The organism is Aeromonas sp. QDB25, assembly GCF_027707725.1.
GTDB lineage: Bacteria > Pseudomonadota > Gammaproteobacteria > Enterobacterales > Aeromonadaceae > Aeromonas > Aeromonas caviae.
This window is the reverse complement of the sequence record NZ_JAPCIZ010000141.1, coordinates 1-4,511: the sequence shown is the minus strand read 5'-3', so window position 1 is coordinate 4,511 and position 4,511 is coordinate 1. Positions and strand designations below refer to the sequence as shown.

At 51.4% G+C, this 4,511-nt stretch carries 5 protein-coding genes; all 5 read left to right on the top strand.

Going from position 1 to position 4,511, the window contains the following annotated elements; translation table 11 throughout:
- The coding region (locus PG883_RS22645; RefSeq protein WP_270808302.1) for a hypothetical protein at positions 1-416 on the top strand (416 nt) is incomplete at its 5' end.
- Positions 409-780, top strand: a complete 372-nt coding sequence (locus tag PG883_RS22640) for a hypothetical protein (protein ID WP_114523091.1) — start codon at positions 409-411, stop codon at positions 778-780. The genes PG883_RS22645 and PG883_RS22640, both read left to right, overlap by 8 nt.
- 773 nt (positions 781-1,553) lie before the next feature.
- On the top strand, positions 1,554-2,177 hold the full coding sequence (gene mobI, locus PG883_RS22635) for a conjugative transfer protein MobI(A/C) (protein WP_161507956.1): 624 nt from the start codon (positions 1,554-1,556) through the stop codon (positions 2,175-2,177).
- A gap of 44 nt (positions 2,178-2,221) precedes the next feature.
- On the top strand, positions 2,222-2,836 hold the full coding sequence (locus PG883_RS22630) for a hypothetical protein (protein ID WP_161507957.1): 615 nt from the start codon (positions 2,222-2,224) through the stop codon (positions 2,834-2,836).
- Positions 2,837-2,896: 60 nt separating this feature from the next.
- A partial coding sequence (gene mobH / locus PG883_RS22625; protein WP_270808300.1) for a MobH family relaxase occupies positions 2,897-4,511 on the top strand: 1,615 nt, incomplete at its 3' end.

Here is a 4,511-nt window from a genome sequence, read left to right as displayed (position 1 = left end):
CTGAAAAAGCATGGCACGAAGAGAAGAAGCCTAGCAATACCGACGGCATAAACGAGTCAGGCAAAGATCAAGGATGGGTATGCTGCAAATCCGACAAAGCACGCATCATTAATAACCACATCTTTACCAATCTGCCAGACCTCATTAATACCTTCCGCGATTATCCAGATCGCATCAAGTCAATCATTGTCAGTGGCGGTGCGGTACACGACGATACGTTTTTGGAAGTGTTACGGGAGCAGGTACCGAATAAATACAAAATCTTCACCATCGACCAGTTCCGTGTCAGCGAACCGGATGATGCTGATGTGCTTATGGACCCGAGCTTCACCTGTGCGTTCGGTATTCAGTCTACTGGCGTGAAGGTTGGCCTGGACATTGGTAATGCTTATTTGAAGGGTGTATTCAATGTCTAAGGGACCAGCAAAAGACCCTAACCGTGTCCAATTGCGCTTGCCCGATGACATCCTTAACACGCTTACCGCGCCGCAACTGGGCACCAAACTAAAACAGTATTTGAACAACGGAATTGAGTTATCAGCCCCGCTGGTCTCCTTGCTCAACAATGCCAACAAGAATGCAAAAATCGAGATCCTGCTATCTTTGCTTCTTGCTAATCTTGCTGTTGAGGAAGGCGATTCTAATACTCAGGCTGCCAAACCGGTTCCCAAAAAATCTTCTTCCAAGGGTTCAAAATCTGAAACCGTAGCGCCTCCACAAGAGGGCACGGCAAAACTCAGACCAGAGGTTGAAGATGATGATTATGATGATTTGAAATAACGGACGACACAGGGTGAGGGGTTATCTCTTCACCCTGTTTTTATATTCCTCCCAATGTGACTCTCTCCCCTAGCCTACTCAGCGACTCTTCCAAAACCGCCTGCCAAACACGCCTAGTGCCAGCCTTTACGGCGGCCAAATCGAGCACCAATCAGTTCCTGACCGGGAAGCACTCAATACCACGTTCCTCCGCCTATCTTGTCCGAAGGATTGGGATCTCTCAGTACATTTGCTGGGTTCTGGTTGTCCAGAGGCCAGATATGCACATTAGGATCGCATTCCTTCGCCTATCTTGTCCGAAGGATTGGGATCCTGACACGCATTCAATCCAAGCCACAGCCAAACAACCGATAGGCCATGTGCAGTCAATCACTCAACCCTCCGCCTATCTTGTCCGAAGGATTGGGATCCTGTCTGCACAACAACCCTTGTCAGACCAAGTATGCACGTTACTACCACGTTCCTTCGCCTATCTTGTCCGAAGGACTGTGGAACTGATTGTTCAGCGATATACAAACCTTACTTTGAAGTACAAACCGCTGTAGCCCGCGTGGTGATTGGGTTTGCATCATTTTTTGCCCCCTATTTTACGGACGTACAACTTACACGTTTTCATCCATATTTATGCGTGTTTGCAAAGTGGCACACACATCGGTATCTTGGGTCACGTTGGGAGGAGAACTTGGACTGAGTCACCAAAACCCTCTCACCTTGTCCGGAAGATCCCGATCCTTCGGACAAGTATTTATCAGGAAAAGGGGGGTCAAAAAATCATGGTTCAAGACATGCCTGTGGGCCCTGTTTGTAACGAGATCGCAGAGCCACTGCGCGAAGCTCTCGCTAAGGCATCTGCAACGGTGGCTGAGTTCGCCCAGGTCATCATCGACCGATACTGGCAAGAGTTTCGTCGCAAGAACCAGGACCAGCGTCACCTGCCCGAAGATAGGCGGCAGCTTGGTCGGTATGCCCCAAACATGCGCAGGCACAAGGCCAACAACAAAATCTATTTTGTCTGGAGAAACTACCAGCCCACGAGAAAGGGAACACGCAAGGGCCGCATTCTCGGAGTTGATATAAAACCTGCAAAGGGACTGCATTACACAGAAAAGCAATTTATGGCATATGCCAGACCATGGGAATTCTCTCTGATTGTTCGTACCGAACGCCAACTGGCAGCGCTGAGGGAATTACAGGAAGGCATCCACAAACATATAGTTCATTTGGCGAAGTGTGAGAGGGTATTTGAATGGAAGCAGCAACTGGAGATCGACAAGTCAGCCATCCCGACAACCCCCAAGTTGACGGAAATAAACAAAGGGGAGGTCAGGAAAACAATCGCGGAGTACGAGGCGGAACTAAGCAGGGAACTGGAGATCAAAACGCTAGACAATATGTAAGGTCTAAGCCTCAACCTTATGTTGCAGGTGCAGGACAGGCGGCCATGGAGCTCAATACAAAAAGCACCATGTTGAATCGTCACATTAATAGTGCCAATCACAAAAAGGCGAATACCGCCTTTATGCGTGTTGGAACTTTGCTCGTGATGACTGCTAACGACCCAGTCAACCAGAAGAAGATTACCGATTGGCTGGATTATTTGTTAAAGCAGATGACGGACAATATCAATTCTGACCAGGAGTCTATCCGTGTTCTCTGGACTGGTAGCGCTCCAAAGCTGGACATCGTTCCTGTTGCCGGGGAAGCCAAGCATTATTTTTACATCAACCACCCGCGTCTGCGTCTTTTCATAAATCAGTTCAACCGTGTTGACGGGCTGGCGTATGAAGTAGACCAACTGTGGTTTGCGGGATTGATGTCAGATGAACGCCGCGAGATGTCGTACAAGAAACTGCTCTATCCGATGAACGCCATCACCGAGCACTTCAACTATGTGACCAACATTTCACGTCGCAGCGGTGGTACCTATACGCCAGAAGAGTTCCTGAAATTATTGAGCGAGCAGGAAAGCATGAGGACATTCATCATGCACCACTTCGAAGGGCCGGAGCATGTCAAATATGCTGGCACGGTCAAGAAGTTCGCAGGTTGCGAGTGATTATCCAAAAAGTGTAATAGCGAGGGGCGTAAGCCCCTTTTGGGTTTTTGGGGAGTGAGTATGCAAGTTGATTCCGCAATTTTTCGACTCTTTGCGTGGTGTGCCCGCACAGCGAAGCGCTTTAATAAAAAGGGCCCTCCTCCACGGAATGAACTGTTGCAGGTTGTCCGTACCGTATCGGGAGATCAAATCGTCCCGAGTGGCGTATATTATTCTCCGATGCCAATCATTGGTATTCAACCCTTGTCCATCGAGGACATCTTGCGGCCCCATAGCGGGACCATCAATGAAATAATCCAGCGTTCCGGGCTGTCGACAACGCACGCGAAATACAATCCAACTAAATTAATAACCGATGTGATAGAACGGGTGGCCGAGTACATTCATTTGCTACCCGCCAGCGAGGATTATCACCACACCGAAACGGGTGGGTTGCTATCACACAGTCTTGAGGTCGCCAAGATCGCACTGGGTGAGGCATACAACATCGACCTGCCCTCCAAAACGTACCCCGACCTGGAAACCATCAGGCGCACCCGATACTTCTACGCGGTGTTCGTTGCCGCCCTACTCCATGACGTAGGGAAGGTTTTTTCTGACATCAGGGTGACCTGTGTCGACAAGAACACCGTATGGGCTCCACATGTGGAGCCGCTGACCACCTGGGCCCTAAAAAATAAGGTTGCCAGCTACCAGGTCGAGTACAAGCGCGGTCGAGGCCGAAGTCATGAGCGGGCCGCGAACTACATCACCATGTCCGTACTGAGCACCGAGGCGAGGGAGTATCTGTCGAGCTGCAAGACGGACAACCTGTATATGGAGATCGACGAGGCGATCTCGCACTACGCGGAGCGGGAAGAATACATCTCGCTGGCGCTTCGTCGCGCTGACAGTGCCAGCACCCTGAAGGATATACAGGGCCGTCACGTCAAGGAGACCGGGCGGAGGGAGTTTTCGCTGGCAACGCTCTTCATCAGGGCGTGCCAGCGACTAACGGCGGATTGGACCTGCAACACCAAGGGGGCGATGCTGTGGCTCATTGGTGGAGATGTTTTCATCGCCTACACCCAGGCGATAGAGGCAATCATGGAGGAGATTCGCTCGTCCGGTGTCTCCATCCCGACCGACGTCAACGAGATCTACAACCGGCTGATCGAGCAGCACATCATCGAGAGTTTGGACAAAGAGACCCGAAGCGTTTTCTGGTCACCTGGACACTTCACCGAAGACGAAGCAAGGCAGATCCAAGAGGACTTGCTCATCAACCGGATCAACCGCCCCTGGCTCTCGCTCGTCAAGCTCAAGTCCGTTAACTACGCCTATGGGTCCGTGGTGCTGCCTGAGTCGCAGCCGGGATTGATGTGCTTGAACAAGGGTGGGGACATGATGCTGTACCGCAAAGGCTCCCTGTACCAGCCCGTTATTTTGTCCGCCGAGGAGATGCACAAGCGGCGTAAGGAACTGGAGGAAAAGGCCAAGGCGGAGGCCGAAGCGACGCAAGCCGAGAAGGAGAAGGCGCTGCAGGAGGCGGTGAAAGAGGCGCTGGAACGAGAACGGGCTGCCCAGGCAGCGAACGGTCACGCTGACGCTACTGGTGGCGGGAACCCGGACCAGATTCCCGTGAGTGAGTACAACTATCCCCTCTTTGACTATGAGCACGAGTATCTGGAGGAAT

Excerpts from the sequence above, each read along its gene's own strand:
- mobI (WP_161507956.1), top strand. The coding sequence starts at position 1,554 with ATGGTTCAAGACATGCCTGTGGGCCCTGTTTGTAACGAGATCGCAGAG.
- PG883_RS22630 (WP_161507957.1), top strand. The coding sequence starts at position 2,222 with ATGGAGCTCAATACAAAAAGCACCATGTTGAATCGTCACATTAATAGT.
- PG883_RS22640 (WP_114523091.1), top strand. The coding sequence starts at position 409 with ATGTCTAAGGGACCAGCAAAAGACCCTAACCGTGTCCAATTGCGCTTG.